Origin of the sequence: Pseudomonas arsenicoxydans, assembly GCF_900103875.1 — a bacterium.
Lineage (GTDB): Bacteria > Pseudomonadota > Gammaproteobacteria > Pseudomonadales > Pseudomonadaceae > Aquipseudomonas > Aquipseudomonas arsenicoxydans.
The window spans coordinates 5,658,479-5,674,486 of record NZ_LT629705.1 but is presented as its reverse complement, the minus strand read 5'-3'; the positions used below and the strand labels follow the sequence as shown (position 1 = coordinate 5,674,486).

Annotated in this window: 15 protein-coding genes; 10 read left to right on the top strand and 5 right to left on the bottom strand. The window is 61.3% G+C overall.

Annotated elements, in window-relative coordinates; translation table 11 throughout:
• Nucleotides 1–4 precede the first annotated feature (4 nt).
• From kdpB to BLQ41_RS26500, 4 genes are all read left to right on the top strand, one after another.
• A complete protein-coding gene (gene kdpB, locus BLQ41_RS26515) occupies nt 5–2,062 on the top strand; it encodes a potassium-transporting ATPase subunit KdpB (RefSeq protein ID WP_090186494.1) in 2,058 nt (685 codons plus the stop codon).
• Between the two features lie 104 nt (nt 2,063–2,166).
• A complete protein-coding gene (kdpC, locus tag BLQ41_RS26510) occupies nt 2,167–2,712 on the top strand; it encodes a potassium-transporting ATPase subunit KdpC (RefSeq protein ID WP_090186491.1) in 546 nt (181 codons plus the stop codon).
• Between the two features lie 87 nt (nt 2,713–2,799).
• Nucleotides 2,800–5,451, top strand: a complete 2,652-nt coding sequence (locus tag BLQ41_RS26505) for a sensor histidine kinase (protein WP_090186487.1) — start codon at nt 2,800–2,802, stop codon at nt 5,449–5,451.
• Between the two features lie 49 nt (nt 5,452–5,500).
• Nucleotides 5,501–6,199, top strand: coding sequence for a response regulator (locus tag BLQ41_RS26500; RefSeq protein ID WP_090188849.1), 699 nt, complete (start codon nt 5,501–5,503; stop codon nt 6,197–6,199).
• 141 nt (nt 6,200–6,340) lie between these two features.
• Here the strand turns inward: BLQ41_RS26500 and BLQ41_RS26495 are convergent, their stop codons facing one another.
• A complete protein-coding gene (locus tag BLQ41_RS26495; protein ID WP_033055757.1) occupies nt 6,341–7,381 on the bottom strand; it encodes a patatin-like phospholipase family protein in 1,041 nt (346 codons plus the stop codon).
• A 221-nt stretch (nt 7,382–7,602) separates the two neighbouring features.
• Here BLQ41_RS26495 and BLQ41_RS26490 point away from each other — a divergent pair, with 221 nt between their 5' ends.
• The 3 genes from BLQ41_RS26490 to BLQ41_RS26480 all read left to right on the top strand — a co-directional run bounded on the left by BLQ41_RS26490 (nt 7,603) and on the right by BLQ41_RS26480 (nt 9,728).
• Nucleotides 7,603–7,881, top strand: coding sequence for a hypothetical protein (locus tag BLQ41_RS26490; protein ID WP_090186485.1), 279 nt, complete (start codon nt 7,603–7,605; stop codon nt 7,879–7,881).
• A 46-nt stretch (nt 7,882–7,927) separates the two neighbouring features.
• Nucleotides 7,928–8,695, top strand: coding sequence for a CHAD domain-containing protein (locus tag BLQ41_RS26485; protein ID WP_090186483.1), 768 nt, complete (start codon nt 7,928–7,930; stop codon nt 8,693–8,695).
• Nucleotides 8,696–8,930: 235 nt separating this feature from the next.
• Entirely contained in the window at nt 8,931–9,728 is a 798-nt protein-coding gene (locus tag BLQ41_RS26480) for an acyl-CoA thioesterase (protein WP_090186481.1), read from the top strand.
• On the opposite strand, the gene BLQ41_RS26475 is transcribed toward BLQ41_RS26480, so the two are convergent.
• The 3 genes from BLQ41_RS26475 to BLQ41_RS26465 form a co-directional block, all read right to left on the bottom strand.
• Nucleotides 9,729–10,094 carry a terminase gene (locus BLQ41_RS26475; RefSeq protein ID WP_090186478.1) on the bottom strand — a complete coding sequence of 122 codons (366 nt, stop codon included), beginning with the start codon at nt 10,092–10,094 and terminating at the stop codon, nt 9,729–9,731.
• A 218-nt stretch (nt 10,095–10,312) separates the two neighbouring features.
• Nucleotides 10,313–11,794, bottom strand: coding sequence for a methyl-accepting chemotaxis protein (locus BLQ41_RS26470; protein ID WP_090186475.1), 1,482 nt, complete (start codon nt 11,792–11,794; stop codon nt 10,313–10,315).
• Nucleotides 11,795–11,913: 119 nt separating this feature from the next.
• Nucleotides 11,914–12,723: a TatD family hydrolase gene (locus BLQ41_RS26465; RefSeq protein WP_090186473.1), complete on the bottom strand. Its 810-nt coding sequence runs from the start codon at nt 12,721–12,723 to the stop codon at nt 11,914–11,916.
• A 235-nt stretch (nt 12,724–12,958) separates the two neighbouring features.
• Here BLQ41_RS26465 and BLQ41_RS26460 point away from each other — a divergent pair, with 235 nt between their 5' ends.
• The 3 genes from BLQ41_RS26460 (at nt 12,959) to BLQ41_RS26450 (ending at nt 15,475) form a co-directional block, all read left to right on the top strand.
• Entirely contained in the window at nt 12,959–14,380 is a 1,422-nt protein-coding gene (locus BLQ41_RS26460; RefSeq protein ID WP_090186471.1) for an MltF family protein, read from the top strand.
• Nucleotides 14,381–14,483: 103 nt separating this feature from the next.
• The gene (locus BLQ41_RS26455; protein WP_090186469.1) at nt 14,484–14,918 is read left to right on the top strand and encodes a DoxX family protein; all 435 of its coding nucleotides are present in this window, start codon (nt 14,484–14,486) and stop codon (nt 14,916–14,918) included.
• Nucleotides 14,919–15,166: 248 nt separating this feature from the next.
• Nucleotides 15,167–15,475: a hypothetical protein gene (locus tag BLQ41_RS26450; RefSeq protein WP_090186466.1), complete on the top strand. Its 309-nt coding sequence runs from the start codon at nt 15,167–15,169 to the stop codon at nt 15,473–15,475.
• Between the two features lie 17 nt (nt 15,476–15,492).
• On the opposite strand, the gene greB is transcribed toward BLQ41_RS26450, so the two are convergent.
• Nucleotides 15,493–15,990: a transcription elongation factor GreB gene (gene greB / locus BLQ41_RS26445; RefSeq protein WP_090186464.1), complete on the bottom strand. Its 498-nt coding sequence runs from the start codon at nt 15,988–15,990 to the stop codon at nt 15,493–15,495.
• Nucleotides 15,991–16,008: the final 18 nt, after the last annotated feature.

Sequence of the window (16,008 nt, the reverse complement as noted above, 5' to 3'; positions counted from 1 at the left end):
CATCATGAATATGCCTGTAAGCAAAACCGCCGTCGTCAAGACGCCGGAACAACCGAAAACCGCGATCTCGGCCCTGTGGCGTCCGGCGCTGGTGCAAGCCTTCGTCAAGCTCGACCCTCGACAGTTGCAGCGTGCGCCGGTGATGCTGGTGGTCGAGCTGACCGCGATCCTGACCACCGTGCTGTGCTTCATTCCCGACACCGCCGTGCCGACCTTCGTCGCCGCGCAAATCGCCCTGTGGTTGTGGTTCACCGTGCTCTTTGCCAACTTCGCCGAAGCCTTGGCCGAAGGGCGTGGCAAGGCTCGCGCCGACAGCCTCAAGGCCGGCAGCGAGGGCTTGAGCGCGCGCCGCAAAACCAGCAACGGCAGCTTCCAAGTGGTGCCGGCCACCAGTCTGCGCAAAGACGATGTGGTCCGCGTCGAAGCAGGGGAAATGATCCCCGGCGACGGCGAGGTGATTGAAGGTATTGCCGCGGTCAACGAAGCGGCAATTACCGGTGAATCCGCGCCGGTGATCCGCGAATCCGGTGGCGACCGTTCCGCCGTCACCGGCAACACGCGGCTGGTGTCCGACTGGCTGCTGGTGCGCATCACCGCCAACCCCGGTGAGTCGACACTGGACCGTATGATTGCGTTGGTCGAGGGTGCCAAACGGCAGAAAACCCCGAACGAGGTCGCGCTCGACATCCTGCTGATCGGCCTGACCCTGATCTTCCTGTTGGTGGTCGTGACGCTGCAACCGTTCGCCCACTTCGCCAACGGCAACCTGCCGCTGGTGTTCCTGGTGGCGTTATTGGTCACGCTGATTCCAACCACGATTGGCGGCTTGCTGTCCGCCATCGGGATCGCCGGGATGGACCGTCTTGTGCGCCTGAACGTGATCGCCAAATCCGGTCGCGCTGTGGAAGCGGCGGGGGACGTACACGTCCTGCTGCTGGACAAGACAGGCACCATCACCTTTGGTAACCGTCGTTGCACAGCGGTTCATCCGGCACCGGGCGTCACTGCCAAGGAGCTGGCCGAAGGTGCGTTATTTGCCTCGTTGGCCGATGACACGGCTGAAGGCAAATCCATCGTCGAATACCTGCGTGGGACCCACCCACAATCCGAGCCAGCGGCCGATGTGTTGACCGCTGTGCCGTTCAGCGCTGAAACCCGCCTCTCTGGCGTCGACTATCAGGGCCGCGTGTATCGCAAGGGCGCGGTGGATTCGCTGCTGGCGTTCGTCGGCCTGAAACGTGCTGACATGGCACCAGCCCTGTCGCGGGAAATCGACAAGATCGCCCAGAGCGGCGGCACGCCGTTGCTGGTTTGCGCCGAAGGTAAATTGCTCGGTGCGATCCACCTCAAGGACGTGGTCAAACCCGGCATTCGCGAGCGTTTCGCCGAGCTGCGCAAACTTGGGATTCGCACGGTCATGGTCACCGGCGACAACCCGCTGACCGCCGCGGCGATTGCCGCCGAAGCGGGCGTCGACGACGTGCTGGCCGAAGCCACGCCGGAGAAAAAACTGGCGCGCATTCGTCACGAGCAGAACGACGGTCGCCTGGTCGCGATGTGCGGCGACGGCGCCAACGATGCCCCGGCCCTGGCCCAGGCGGATGTGGGCATGGCGATGAACGACGGCACCCAGGCGGCGCGCGAGGCGGCGAACATGGTCGACCTCGACAGCGATCCGACCAAGCTGCTGGACGTGGTGCAGATCGGCAAGGAATTGCTGGTGACCCGTGGCGCGCTGACGACCTTTTCCATCGCCAACGACGTGGCCAAATACTTCGCGATCCTGCCGGCGCTGTTCGCCTCGATCTATCCGCAACTGGGCGTGTTGAACGTCATGCATCTGACCAGTCCGCAGAGCGCGATCCTGTCGGCCATCGTGTTCAACGCCTTGATCATTGTGGTGCTGATTCCACTGGCGCTGCGCGGCGTGCGGGTGCAGGCGGCAAGTGCGGCGGCGCTGTTGCGACGCAATCTGCTGATCTATGGCCTGGGCGGGCTTCTGGTGCCGTTCGTGGGCATCAAGGCTATCGATATGTTGTTGACGGCGTTGCATCTGGTTTGACCCGGAACGGCGGTGTGTCAGACACACCGCCTTCGCGGGGCTTGCCGCGATGAGAGCAACTCGGTGCTCCTGAGTGAGCACTTTACGAATTCGAGGAGTTTGAAATGTCCACAATGATACGTCCGGCCCTGAGCCTGCTGGTCCTGATGACCCTGATTACCGGCGTCGCCTACCCATTGGTCGTCACCGGTGTCGCCCAGGTCGCTTTCCCGGATCAGGCCAATGGCAGCCTGGTGCGCGACGCTGCTGGCAAAGTCCGCGGCTCGTCACTGATCGCTCAGGATTTTGTCGGTGACGCCTGGTTCCATCCACGGCCATCAGCCGGTGCCTTTGCCACCGTGTCGAGCAGCGCGAGTAACTTCTCGCCGAGCAACCCGGCCTTGGCCACTCGGGTGATCGACGATGCCAATAAACTGCTGGTGCCAGGCCAGGGTCCGGTGCCATTGGCGATGCTGACCACCTCCGGCAGTGGTCTCGATCCCCACTTGCCTCCGGCGGCGATTGCCTATCAACTGGCGCGTGTCGCGGCGGCGCGTAATCTTCCAGTGACGACGCTTCAGCAACTGCTGGATGCGCACATCGAGCAGCCGCTCGTTGGCCCGCCTGTGGTGAATGTGCTGGCGTTGAACATGGCGCTGGAAAAACTGTAAATCTGTGGTGCCGCCAATCGCGGGCTTGCCCGCGAAGAGGGCCTGACAGTCACTGCATCAACATCAGAATGAGAGAGAGCTTCAAGCATGAGTGACTCCGGCCGCGCCGATGCGTTGTTAGCAGACCTGCCCCGCGATGGCCGTGGCCGGCTCAAGGTTTTCCTCGGCGCCGCGCCCGGCGTTGGCAAGACCTACGCCATGCTGCAAGCGGCTCATGCGCAAATGCGCCAGGGCGTAAAAGTCATCGCCGGCGTGGTCGAAACCCACGGTCGCGCCGAGACCGAGGCGCTGCTCGGCGGCTTGCCGCAACAGCCCTTGGTGCGCTCGGAATACCGTGGCGTGATGCTCGAAGAAATGGACCTCGACGGCCTGCTCGCAGCGAAGCCAAAACTGGTGCTGGTCGACGAACTGGCCCACACCAATGCTCCGGGCAGTCGTCACACCAAACGCTGGCAAGACATCCAGGAACTGCTCGCCGCCGGCATCGACGTGTTCACCACGGTCAACGTCCAGCACCTGGAAAGCCTCAACGATCAAGTGCGCGGCATCACCGGCGTACAGGTTCGTGAAACCCTGCCGGACTGGGTGCTGCAGGAAGCCTACGAACTGTTGCTGATCGACCTGCCGCCGCGCGAACTGCTCGAGCGTCTGCGCGACGGTAAAGTCTACGTGCCGGAGCAGGCGCGGGCAGCCATCGACGCCTTCTTCACCCAGACCAACCTCACCGCCCTGCGCGAACTAGCGATGCAAACCGCCGCCGCCCAGGTCGACGATGATCTGGCCCAGGGTTATCGCCAACTCGGTCAGGACGCGCCGGCGGTGCGCGGTCGCTTGTTGGTGGGCGTCGATGGCGATGCCCAGGCCGAGCGCCTGGTGCGTCACGCCAGCCGCGTCGCCCAGCGTCGACACCTGCCGTGGAGCCTGGTGCATGTGGACAACGGCCGTGTGCGTGACGAGCAATCGCGCTTGCGCCTGCAAAGCGCCCAGCAGTTGGCCGAGCGCCTGGGTGGCGAAGTGGTGTTGCTGCGCGCAGGCGAGGTTGCCAAGACGCTGATCCAGCACGCCGCCGAACGCCGCGCCAGTCTGGTGTTGGTCGGCCAGTCCCGTCCGTGTTTGCGTCGTCGCTTGTTCGGCGGCGGGTTGGCGTCACGCTTGCTGCGCGATGCGCGCGGGCTGGAAATCAACGTGCTCGACAGTGATCACGAACCGAATCAGCCGCGTCAGCGTTCGTCGCAGTCGCTGGTCTGGTTCGACTACGCGCTGGCGGTGGTGGCGACGGTGTTGGCCAGTGGATTGGCCTGGGCTGTGGCGAGTGTCTTGCCGCTGCCGAACATCTCGCTGGTGTTCCTCGCGGCGGTGTTGCTGGTCGCGGTGCGCAGCAGTCTTGGTCCGGCGTTGGCCTGTGCGGCGCTGTCGTTTCTGACTTACGACTTTTTGTTCATTCCGCCGAATTTTTCCTTCAGCATCCAGCGCGAAGAAGATGTGCTGACCTTGCTGTTCTTCCTGCTGATGGCGGCCCTCACCGGTAACCTGGCGGCACGCCAACGGCGGCAATTGCAGGCGTTGCGCGACACCCAGGAAGAGACCACCGAACTGCTCGACCTGTCGCGCAAACTGACCGCCGCCACCGACCGCCAGGCTGTGGTCAGCGCCGCTGCCCAGCACCTGAATGGCTGGAGCGATCTGAAATTATGCCTGCTCAATCGGGACGGCCAGGGCGGCTGGAAAGTCGAAACCGGTGGCCCGCTGGAGTTTTCCGAAGCCGAACGCGCCGCCGCTGATTGGGCCTGGCAACATGACCAACCGGCGGGAGCGGGCACCGGCACGCTGCCGTTCGGGCGTTGGTGGTGGTGGCCGCTGTCGGTGGAAGACGGGCCGCTGGCGTTGCTCGGCGTGTGCGCCAAAGAGGGCCAGACTCTGAGCGGGCAGCGGCGGCGCTTGTTGACCGCGTTGAGCCAGCCGCTGGCTCAGGCCCTGGCCCGTGCGCAACTGGCCGAAGACCTGGAAGCGGCGCGGCTGCACGGCGAAACCGAACAGTTGCGCAGTGCGCTGCTGGCCTCGGTGTCCCACGATTTGCGCACGCCGCTGACCTCCATGCGCGGCAGCATCGACAGCCTGCTGGCCCTCGGCGAAGCGATTCCGCTGGAGGATCGCCGCGAACTGCTCGAAGGCACCCGCGATGAAGCCGAACGCCTCGATCGCTACATTCAAAACCTGCTGGACATGACACGCCTCGGTCACGGCGCCCTGAAGCTGGCGCGGGACTGGGTGTCGCCGGCCGACATTGTCGGCAGTTCGCTCAATCGCCTGCGTGCGGTGCTGGCGCCGTTACAGGTCAGCACCGAAGTGCCGCCCGAATTGCCGCTGCTCTATGTGCACGCCGCGCTCATTGAGCAGGCGTTGGTCAACGTACTGGAAAACGCTGCGCGATTTTCCCCGGCCCATGGGCGTGTGCAATTACGCGCCGGGGTCGATGACAACGAGCTGTTTTTTTCAGTGAGCGATGAAGGACCGGGGATTCCGGAAGAGGAGCGGGCCAAGATTTTCGACATGTTCTACACCGCCGCCCGAGGCGATCGCGGCGGGCAGGGCACCGGGCTGGGTCTGGCGATCTGTCAGGGCATGGTCGGTGCCCATGGCGGGCGGATCAGCGTCGCCGATGGCATCGAAGGGCGGGGCACCTGCATCACGCTGCACTTACCTTTGCAGGATCAGCCAGACGCTGAAATTGAGCGTTGAAAGTGAAGCCTGATACCCTCTGGACATCTTTATGCTGCGATCCGAAACCATGAGCCAGACCGCGACCATTTTGGTCATCGACGACGAACCGCAGATCCGCAAATTCCTGCGCATCAGCCTCGCTTCCCAAGGCTACAAAGTCCTGGAGGCCGGCACCGGCAGCGAAGGCCTGGCGCAGGCGGCATTGAACAAACCCGATTTGCTGGTGCTCGACCTCGGCCTGCCGGACATGGATGGCCAGCAAGTACTGCGGGAGTTTCGCGAATGGTCGACGGTGCCGGTGCTGGTGCTCTCGGTGCGCGCCAGCGAAGGGCAGAAAGTCCAGGCGCTGGATGGCGGCGCCAACGATTACGTGACCAAACCGTTTGGCATCCAGGAGTTTCTCGCCCGGGTGCGCGCCCTGTTGCGCCAGGCCCCGGTCGGCGAGGCTCAACAGGCTGCGCTGACGTTTGGCCCGTTGACGGTGGATCTGGCGTATCGCCGGGTGCTGCTCGACGGCAGCGAGGTCGCGCTGACCCGCAAGGAATACGCGGTGCTGGCGCAACTGGCGCGGCATCCGGGACGGGTGATCACGCAGCAGCAATTGCTGAAAGATATTTGGGGCCCGACCCATACCGACGACAGCCATTATCTGCGGATTGTGGTGGGGCATTTGCGGCAGAAGCTGGCGGACGATCCGACCCAGCCGCGGTTTATCGTGACCGAGGCGGGGGTTGGGTATCGGCTGTTGAGTGAACTCAGCCTTTAGGTTGTGTATTGGATGTTCCGGCCCCATCGCGGGCAAGCCCGGCTCCCACAGGATAAGTGTCGTTCACAGATGTTGTGGTTACCTCAAAACCTGTGGGAGCGGGCTTGCCCGCGATGGGGCCCGTTACATCACTCGAGAACTTCAGGAATCGCGCTCGTTCTCATACCGGTCCAGCGTGTCCCGCGCAATTTCCCGCCCCAGCGCGATCAGCTCCGGCGCTTTGTAAAACTCGAAAAACCGGCACACCCGCTTTGGCACGTTGATCAGGATGTCCGGTGGATACCCGGCAATCTTGTACTGGGCCAACGACGTCTGCATCACCTCGAAACTCTGGTTGATCAGGTCCAGCAAGGACGCCGGGCCGACGTTGTCGATGATGAACGAGCCTGTGGCCGACTTCGGCGCGCCATCGCGCTCCGGGGCGGCAGCCGGTTGTTGGGCTTCGGGTTCGGCGGATTCGATCCAGGGGTTGATCTCGGCCGCTTCCGCCATCAGCGCTTCCTTTTCCAGCAGCAGCAATTGTTCGGCCTGCTTGCGCCGGAACGGTAATTTTGACCCCAGGGAACTGATCAGGCTGTCGAAACGGGTCTTGAACGCGGCGGGGCGCTGGATCACCGGCAGTTGATAGTGGCGCTGGTTGGTGGAGTTGAGGTTGACCGCGATGATCAGGTCGCAATGGCTCGAGACCACGGGCACGATCGGTAAAGGGTTGAGAATGCCACCGTCCACCAGCATCCGGTTGCCTTGCATCACTGGCGTAAACAGGCTGGGAATCGCCGCCGAGGCGCGCATGGCCTGGTGCAGGCAACCTTCCTGGAACCAGATTTCCTGCTGGTTGGTCAGGTCGGTGGCCACCGCCGTGTAGGGGATGCGCAGGTCCTCGATGTTGATTTCACCGACGATCTTGCGGATCTGCCCGAAGACCTTTTCCCCACGAATCGCCCCCAGACGAAAACTGACGTCCACCAGGCGCAGGACGTCGAGGTAGTCCAGGCTCTCGATCCAGTTGCGATATTCGTCGAGTTTGCCGGCGGCGTAGATGCCGCCGACCACCGCGCCCATCGAACAACCGGCGATGCAGGCGATGTCATAACCGCGCCGTTCGATCTCTTCGATGACCCCGATATGGGCATAACCCCGTGCTCCACCCGAGCCCAATACCAGCGCGACACGCTTTTTCATGAATCGCCCTCGTCTGACAAGGTTCAACAATGCACCCATCAAGGGGCGCGCTTCAATCGCCAAGGTCGCTCGATCGGCCGAGGGTGTCGTTTTTTCGACACTGCGTGGCGGCACATGGGTATTCTTACGAGCGCTATAGTTTCCCCTGGCGATCAAAGGCACTTTTCACGCGCCAGACCGTCTTACCTGCACGACTGTTCCCCTGACATGAGGTGTTATTGATGAAAGCCTGGATTTGTGTGCCCTTGATCGCTCTGGCACTGGCTGGTTGTGCGGGAAAAACGGCCTACCGCGATACCTGCGGCAGCCAGATCGATGCCGCCTGGCACGAGCTGGATCTGGCCAAGGCCGAAGGTTTTGCCGGTACTGTCAGTTACTCCAAAGCTTTGTCGCTGCTGACCGGGGCCAAGACCCAGCAACAATTTGAAGCCTATGAAGGTTGCGCCAGCAAAGCCGAGAAGGCTCGTTTCTACATCCGCGAGTCGCGCGCCGGTCGTTGAGGCATGATGTAGTCATCAGCGCACATTCGATTTCAAGGAGCTAGCGATGTCTGCGATGGTTGACCGATTGGTTGCACAGGTTCTGGGACTGGAGGTTCGCGTGCTGGCCTGTCAGGCGCGCTTGAGTGCCCGTACTGACCCCGAAGCATTGCACGACCTGCGCACCACGGTCCGCCGTCTACGCAGCCTGTTGCGGCCGTTGCGCGGTCTTCCCGGCGTCGAGCAGGTGGAAGCGGCGGCGTCCCGCGTTGGCGAACTGACCACGCCGTTGCGCGATCGGGAAGTGCTGGCGGCGTACTTGCTCCAGCATGATCAACCCGAGGCCGCGCATCGGCGCATGGTGCAGATGGCCGAGGCATACCCTGCGGTGGCTGGCAGTCCCGAGTTGGCGCATTTGTTGATGATCCTTGACGCGTTTCCGCGCTTTTTGCGGGCTTCACAGCGCCAGGGATTACTCAAGAGTTTGCGCAAACGCATCGAAAAGCGCCTGGCCAAGCAGTGGGAAAAACTAAACGTCGCACTGCATGATCCCGCGCACGACCGCCATCGCCTGCGACTTTTGATCAAACGCGTGCGCTATGGCATCGAAGCCTATCCCGAGCTTGATCGTCTGCCGAAGGCGGCGATGCCGCGCCTCAAGTCGGCGCAGGCTGCACTGGGCGATTGGCATGATTGCTTCCAATGGCTGGCCAGGGCCGAACAGGAAGCCGATTTGCGCCCCTGTGTCGCGGTCTGGAAAACCACCATGACCAAAGCCGAAGAGCGTGCCGACCGCGTCCTCGAAAAACTCAGCGCCCGCTGCTTCAAATCCTGAAAAAACCTCAATCACCGTAGGAGCTGTCGAGTGAAACGAGGCTGCGATCTCTTGATCTTTAGCGCCATTACCGACGCCGAAGATCAAGAGATCGCAGCCTCGTTTCACTCGACAGCTCCTACAGGGGGCGGATTTATTCGGCCTATCTGTCAGTCTATTTGGCCGGAATAAGCGCTGTGCCGGCCTCGCTGGCTGATTAAGATCACAACAACTTTTTCATGTCTGTGAGGTTTTCATGCGTTTTTCCGATCTGCTCGACGCGGTCCGCAGTCAGCCGCTGGAGCTGTCTATTCCGGCCGAATGGGCGCAGGGCCGTGCCAGTTTCGGAGGCCTTGTCGCTGCGTTGCAATACGAAGCCATGCGCGCAAAAGTCCCGGCGGACCGGCCCGTGCGTTCGCTGGCGATCACCTTTGTCGGCCCGGTCGAACCCGAAGTACCGGTCAGTTTTGAAGTCGACGTGTTGCGCGAGGGCAAAGCCGTCAGCCAGGTGCTGGGTCGTGCGCTGCAAAAGGGCCAGGTGGTGACGTTGATCCAGGGCAGCTTCGGTGCCTCGCGTCCTTCCGAAGTCACGGTCGCGGCTGAGCCAGCGCCTGAAATGAAGCACTGGGACGAGTGTCAGGAGCTGCCGTACATCAAGGGCGTGACTCCGGAATTCATGCGGCATCTGGCGATGCGCTGGGCAGTAGGCGGCATGCCGTTCACCGGCAACAAATCTCGCGAGATGGGCGGTTGGGTGCGATTGCGTGGGGATGTGAAGGAAGAGGCGGTCAGCGAGTCGCATATCCTGGCGTTGGTAGACGCCTGGCCACCGGCACTGTTGCCGCACCTGAACAAACCCGCGATGGGCAGCACGCTGACCTGGACTATCGAATTCGTCCAGCCGTTGCTGGCGTTGAGCACGCTGGACTGGTGCAAATACTTGGTTGAAATCGAGTATGCCGTCGACGGCTACGGTCACGCGGCGGCGAAGCTGTGGAGCGCGGACGGTCAGTTAATCGCCATGAGCCGGCAGACCGTGACGATTTTCGCCTGATCAGTGACGACGGTGGCGCTCACGCCAGGCGCGCCACCAGCCACCGCTCAGGAAAAACCTTGGAAAGGTCAGGAACTGCTCGACCAGCAAGCGCGATACGGCATCTTTGCGATCACTGAACGGCTCGGAGGCTTGCGCCTCCAGGCTATGGCCGTGACGTTGTAAACCCAGTGCTGCGAGCAAGCCGATCACGCCAATGGCGATGTTGACGAAGCTCAGACTGAACACTCCGGAAACAATCAGCAGAAAGGCCACGATGAACAGCGGCACGGCAATCAGGTGCAGGACCAGGTTGGTCGGGTGCTGGTGATTGCCCGGGTACGCGCGCCATTGCCAGGCGGGAAGGTTGGGGTGACGTTTGCCCATGATGCTGATCCTCGATCCATGTTGAACACATGATTTAAGAATAGGCGGGGCGGTGGCGCGGGGCGAATCGAGGTTGGCTATCGGTGTGATAGTGGGCATGGTCGAGATTGAAGGTGACTGAACTGACGCCATCGCGGGCAAGCCCGCTCCCACAGGTAATGCGCGAATCTCCAAATAGCGCTAATCCTGTGGGAGCGGGCTTGCCCGCGAAGAGGCCCTTACAGCTTGAGTTGCCCGATGGCCTTGCTCAATTCTCCCGCCAACGCCGCCAACTCATTGCTGGTGGTCGCCGAGTCCACGGTTTGCTGCACCGTGTTTTCGGTCACATCGCGAATACTCACCACCGCCCGATTCATCTCTTCTGCGACCTGACTTTGCTGCTCGGCCGCCACGGCAATCTGCGTATTGCTTTCGCGCATCTGCGCCACCGCGCTGGTGATTTGCCCCAACGCAACGCCGGCTTCCTGAGCCTGCTGTACGCAATCGTCAGCCTTGAACGAGCTTTCCTGCATGAAGTCCACCGCATCCCGCGTCCCGGCTTGTAATGCGGCAACCATCAACGTGATCTCATCGGTGGACGTCTGCACACGCTTGGCCAGGTTGCGCACTTCATCGGCGACAACGGCAAAGCCTCGGCCCATTTCACCGGCCCGGGCGGCTTCAATCGCGGCGTTGAGCGCGAGCAGATTGGTCTGCTCGGCAATGCTGTGAATCACGCTGACCACGCCGTTGATTTTCTGACTGTCCTCGGCGAGGCGCTGGATCATCTCGGCGGTCTGCTGCACCCCGCTGGACAGCCCGGCAATCGATTTCTGCACCCGAATGACCACTTCCTGGCCGCTGCCGGCCAAGGTGTCAGCGCTCTGCGAGAGGTCGCGGGTGGCGCCGGCGTGCTGGGCGATGTGGTAGACGGTGGCGGTCATTTCGTTGATCGCCGTGGCGGCCTGATCGGTTTCGCTTTGCTGGCCAAGCATGCCGTGGCGCACCTCGTTCATGCTCGACGCCAGTCGTGCGGCACCGACATCCAGTTGCCGGGCGGTGCTGGCGACGGTGTTGACCACGCGCTGGTAACCGGCCTGCATCGCGTTGAACGCGTTGGCCATCTGCCCGACTTCATCCTTGCACGCCAGCGGCACCCGCGCCGACAGATCGCCGGTTTGCTCGACATGGAGCATGACGTCTTTCAAGGTATTGAGTTGGCTGAGCAGGAAGCGGATCAACAGCTGCGAGGCGCCAAGCATTGCCAGCATCAGGATGAACACCGCTGCCGCGTAGTTGGAGAAGCGCTCGGCAAAGACCTGGCTCAGGCTCGGGCCATAGGCGATCACCGCGACGTGCTGGCCATCGTTGCGGGTAAATACCTCGGCACCGCTCAACGGGTTGTCACCAAACAGCGGCATTGAATTGATCTCGACCCAGCCATTGGCATCGGCCAGCTCCAGCAGCGGTTGCCCGTTCAGCAACGGCGCTTGGTTGCGGCTGAAGGTCAGCAGATGCTCGGCCTTGGGCAGCGGTTGCCCCGCAGGCCAGGCATTAAGCAAGCGTGCCTGAGCCTGGGCCGACGCTTGAGCGGCATGGCTGCGAGCCTGTTGTTCGAGCTGTACGGCGTACAGCACCAGCAAGAGGGTGGTGAAGAAGGCGACCGCATTGACCGCCCAGAATTTATATTTCAGCGAGATATTGCTAAGCCAGGCACCCATGGAGGTTTTCTCTGATAGCGGAAACAGCATTGGCAAGGTGCCAGCATTGTGCCGCTATGCAGGGATTCAGATGTTGATGCAGGTCAATGGGCAACAGCTCCCGCAGGGAGGATTCAGGGTTATTGAGGGATCGTAGGCAAGCCGTAGAACGCCCGTGCGCAGGCAGTCGTGTGGGCGGCCAGGTCTTCCTCCGTTTCCCCACGATGCAACGCCACCTCGCGCAGCACCTCGGTCAGATACGCTGGTTCATTGCGACCGTTCTTTGGTTTGGGCCGCAAGCTGCGCGGCAGCAGATACGGCGCATCGCTCTCGAGCATCAGGCGTCCGCGCTTGATCTCTTTCACCAGTGGATGCAGGTGCGTGCCGCGGCGCTCGTCACAAATCCAGCCAGTGATGCCGATGTGCAAATCCAGATCCAGGTAACTGAACAGCGCCTTCTTTTCGCCGGTGAAGCAATGCACCACCGCCGCTGGCAACTGATCACGGTAATCACGCAGGATTTCCAGCAACCGCTGACTGGCATCGCGCTCATGGAGGAACACCGGCAATTGCAGATCGACCGCCATCGCCAGGTGTTCTTCGAGGACCTTTTCCTGCTGGGGGCGCGGCGAGAAATCACGATTGAAATCCAGCCCGCATTCACCCACGGCGACCATGTTGGTTTCCTTGAGCAAACTGCGCAAACGTTGGGCGCTATCAGCGTTCCAGTCACTGGCCGAATGAGGGTGAATACCCGCGGTGGCAAACAGCCGTTGCGCGCTTTCGTCCAGTTGCCGGCACAGCTCCAGCGCCTGTTCACTGCCCTCGACACTGGTGCCGGTCAGTACCAATTGGCAGACCCCGGCGGCATACGCGCGCTCGAGTACAGCCTGGTGTTTGTCGTCGAAACTGGGGTTGGTCAGGTTGACGCCGATATCGATGAGTTGCATGGTGCTACCTCGGACCAAAGGCCGGAAAGCATATCAGAGCTGTAGATTTATAAGAAAAGCCAAGAACTACAACGAGTTAAAGCTGTCTGTTGATGCCGCGAGGTAGGTCGTGATGGCCAGAGTGCCATCACTGTGCCAGTCTTTCGTGCTTTGCCAGCGCTCAAAGCGCTCTGTTTCTGTCGTTCGGTTTCAAGAAATTTCTTGGGATCGGCCCAGTATTCTTTCCGGAGAGTGGATGACACGTCCCTCGATTTTGCTGCTGCTGTGCTGTTCGTTGCTGCTGCCGTTGCCGGCGGTTGCACGCTTGGCTGGGCCGTTGCAAGCCGTGCCGGCGACCAAGGTTCGCGACCTGGCAGAGATCCGCAGCAGCCGGGTATTACGCGTGCTGGTCAACCAGAGCCGCAACAGCTCCGGCGAAGTCCAGGGACAAGCCATCGGCGTCGAATATCACCGCTTGCGTGCGTTCGAGCAATACCTCAACGGTCACGCCCGTGACGGTCAGGAAATCACTCTCAAGATCATCCCCAAATCCAAGGATCAACTGCTTGGCGCGTTGCAGCGTGGGGAAGGGGATCTGGTCGCGCCGGGAGAACTGCTCGATTTGCAACCGGGCCATGCTGTCAGCAGCAGCGAACCGATTGCCAGCAACATCCCGTTGGTACTGGTAGGAATCAAGGGTGAGCGCCGCTACACCCGGGTCGAACAGCTGTCCGGGAAAACCCTGGCATTGCCCACGGGCAGTGCGGCGGGGGATGCGGTCAGTCAGATCAATTCAAAGCTGGCGCTGCACAAACTGGCTCCGGTGAAAGTCGAGTGGGTCGATCCCAGTCTTGCCGTCGAGGATGTGCTGGAGATGGTCCAGGGCGGGATCTTTCACCTGACGATCGTCGAGCAACCGATAGCCGAGCGCTGGGGCAAGATCCTGCCCAAGTTACGATTCGATAAACAGGTGCCGATCAGCGATCCGGGCGAAGAGTTCTGGTTTGTCCGCCGCGACGCCTCGATGCTTCGGGCAAGCATCGACCGCTTTCTGACCACCTACAAGAAACCGTCGGACCAGGATGCGGCGTTCCTGCGAATCTATCGACGCCTATATCAAGTGCACTATCCATTGGCCAAGGCTGATCGCCAGCGCCTGGAAAAACTGCGTCCAGTGCTGCAAAAGCACGCTGACGCTCAAGGCATGGACTGGCTGAACCTCGCGGCGCTGGCCTTCAAGGAGTCAGCGCTACAACCCGGCAACCGCGGTGGCGGCGGCCCCACCGGGCTGATGCAGATCACTCCGACCGCGGCCCAGCGTGTGGGCGTCAACAACGTTCAGGACCTGGATGCCAATGTGCAGGCCGGGGCCAAGTACCTGGCGATGATTCGTCGCAAGTTCTTCGCAAGTCCCAAACTCAATGAGCGCGAGCGCATGGCATTTGTGCTGGCGGCCTACAACATAGGACCCGAACGGGTCCAGGGCATGCGCGCCGAGGCCCGGCGCCGCGGTTTGAATCCCAATCAGTGGTTCTTCCAGGTCGAACGAATTGCCATGGAGCAGGTGGGAATGGGCCCCGTCAGCTATGTTAATAGCGTGAACAAGTATTACCTGGCGTTCGATCGTGAGCGAGAGTCGTTGGAGCCCCAGGGGCAGAAACTTGCCTTACGGAAATGATCGACTAAATTGATTGTTATGTCGCAATTATTGCGCTTTTAACATTATATTTATTGATTAATATGGCGGCCAACCACACACACACTCCAAGGGATGACACAGCATGAGCTCACTGATCAACAAGGTGATGTTTACCCGCGCCAGCTACGGCCTGACCGTTTTGCGCATCTTCGTCGGCATAATTTTCGCCGCGCACGGTTCACAAAAACTCTTTGGCATGTTCGGTGGCTACGGCATCGCCGGTACCGCGCAGTACATGGAAAGTCTTGGCCTGGCACCAGGTCATCTGATGGCGATTCTGTCGGGTGGTACCGAGTTCTTCGGCGGCCTGGCACTGATCATCGGTCTGCTGGTGCGTCCGGCAGCGCTGGGGCTGACCTTCCTCTCGCTGGTCGCCATTTTCACCGTGCACATCAGCCACGGTCTGTTCATGGCCAACAACGGTTATGAATTCGCCCTGGCCCTGCTCGGCGGCAGCATCGCCGTACTGATCGAAGGCGCCGGCAAGCTGTCGGTCGACCGTGCCATCGCTGGCTGACCGCTCTGCCTCAACGAAAAGGCCCGCATTGCGCGGGCCTTTTTTGTTGCGCGTCATTCTTGACACTGTCCGGTCAGCTTCTCTAGGATGCTGCTCATGCGCCGATTTAAACAGCTACTTGCGGGGCGCCAGGTGACTCATTCAGTTGCCGATAGAAGCTTGGAACAGGCTTCGAAATACCGCTAAAGCGCTGGTTCGGTGTTGCCTCTCACCTGCCATGCAGACTTTTGAGGCAGAGACACGACACGATGAATGCACTAAGCCCTGTTGTACGCCCCGCGCCGATCACGGCACACCTCACCCAACGCAATCCAAAAATCCTGCTTGGCGGTAAACATCAGCCGACGCTGCTGCGTTATCTCGACGGCTGGCCTCGTCGCACCGGCGGACCCGCCGCGTTCCTGATCCAGTTTGTCGAAGACGGTGAATCACTGGCTCGATTTGCCAGCGACAGTTTCGATCTGGCGGTGATTCAATCGCCCAGCGCCGAGGATGCCGTCGAGGTGATCAAGCAACTGACTCGCGTTGCCCGACAAGGTCTGATCACTCGCCGCTAAGCTTCAGGCACAGGGCCTCACAGGTACTCGATCGCCACGATATACACGCATTGCTCACCGGTCGGTGTCTGGACCCGAACTTCGGCGTCCAATGCCTTGCCGATCAGCGCGCGTGCCAGTGGCGAGTCGATGCTGATCAAGCCCAGTTTCAAGTCCAGCTCGTCGGGGCCGACGATACGGTAGCGCGACTCTTTGCGGTCTTCGTCTTCGATGGTGACCCAGGCGCCGAAGTAGACCTTGTTCGGATCGCTGGGCTTCTCGCTGACCACCTTCAACGCTTCAAGCCGCTTGGTGAGAAAGCGCACGCGACTGTCGATCTCGCGCAGCATTTTTTTGCCATAGGTGTATTCAGCGTTTTCGGAGCGATCGCCTTGTGCAGCTGCCTCGCTGACCGATTGCGTGACCTGAGGCCGCCGTATATGCCAGAGTTCATGAAACTCGGCGCGCATCCGCGCTTCACCTTCGGGGGTGATCAGTGCGGTGCCGGCGGTGCGGGGAGGGCGATAACGGCTCATGGCACATTCTTTTGATTG

Coding starts and splice junctions, on each gene's coding strand:
- kdpB (WP_090186494.1), top strand. CDS start 5: ATGAATATGCCTGTAAGCAAAACCGCCGTCGTCAAGACGCCGGAACAA.
- kdpC (WP_090186491.1), top strand. CDS start 2,167: ATGTCCACAATGATACGTCCGGCCCTGAGCCTGCTGGTCCTGATGACC.
- BLQ41_RS26505 (WP_090186487.1), top strand. CDS start 2,800: ATGAGTGACTCCGGCCGCGCCGATGCGTTGTTAGCAGACCTGCCCCGC.
- BLQ41_RS26500 (WP_090188849.1), top strand. CDS start 5,501: ATGAGCCAGACCGCGACCATTTTGGTCATCGACGACGAACCGCAGATC.
- BLQ41_RS26495 (WP_033055757.1), bottom strand. CDS start 7,381: ATGAAAAAGCGTGTCGCGCTGGTATTGGGCTCGGGTGGAGCACGGGGT.
- BLQ41_RS26490 (WP_090186485.1), top strand. CDS start 7,603: ATGAAAGCCTGGATTTGTGTGCCCTTGATCGCTCTGGCACTGGCTGGT.
- BLQ41_RS26485 (WP_090186483.1), top strand. CDS start 7,928: ATGTCTGCGATGGTTGACCGATTGGTTGCACAGGTTCTGGGACTGGAG.
- BLQ41_RS26480 (WP_090186481.1), top strand. CDS start 8,931: ATGCGTTTTTCCGATCTGCTCGACGCGGTCCGCAGTCAGCCGCTGGAG.
- BLQ41_RS26475 (WP_090186478.1), bottom strand. CDS start 10,094: ATGGGCAAACGTCACCCCAACCTTCCCGCCTGGCAATGGCGCGCGTAC.
- BLQ41_RS26470 (WP_090186475.1), bottom strand. CDS start 11,794: ATGGGTGCCTGGCTTAGCAATATCTCGCTGAAATATAAATTCTGGGCG.
- BLQ41_RS26465 (WP_090186473.1), bottom strand. CDS start 12,723: ATGCAACTCATCGATATCGGCGTCAACCTGACCAACCCCAGTTTCGAC.
- BLQ41_RS26460 (WP_090186471.1), top strand. CDS start 12,959: ATGACACGTCCCTCGATTTTGCTGCTGCTGTGCTGTTCGTTGCTGCTG.
- BLQ41_RS26455 (WP_090186469.1), top strand. CDS start 14,484: ATGAGCTCACTGATCAACAAGGTGATGTTTACCCGCGCCAGCTACGGC.
- BLQ41_RS26450 (WP_090186466.1), top strand. CDS start 15,167: ATGAATGCACTAAGCCCTGTTGTACGCCCCGCGCCGATCACGGCACAC.
- greB (WP_090186464.1), bottom strand. CDS start 15,990: ATGAGCCGTTATCGCCCTCCCCGCACCGCCGGCACCGCACTGATCACC.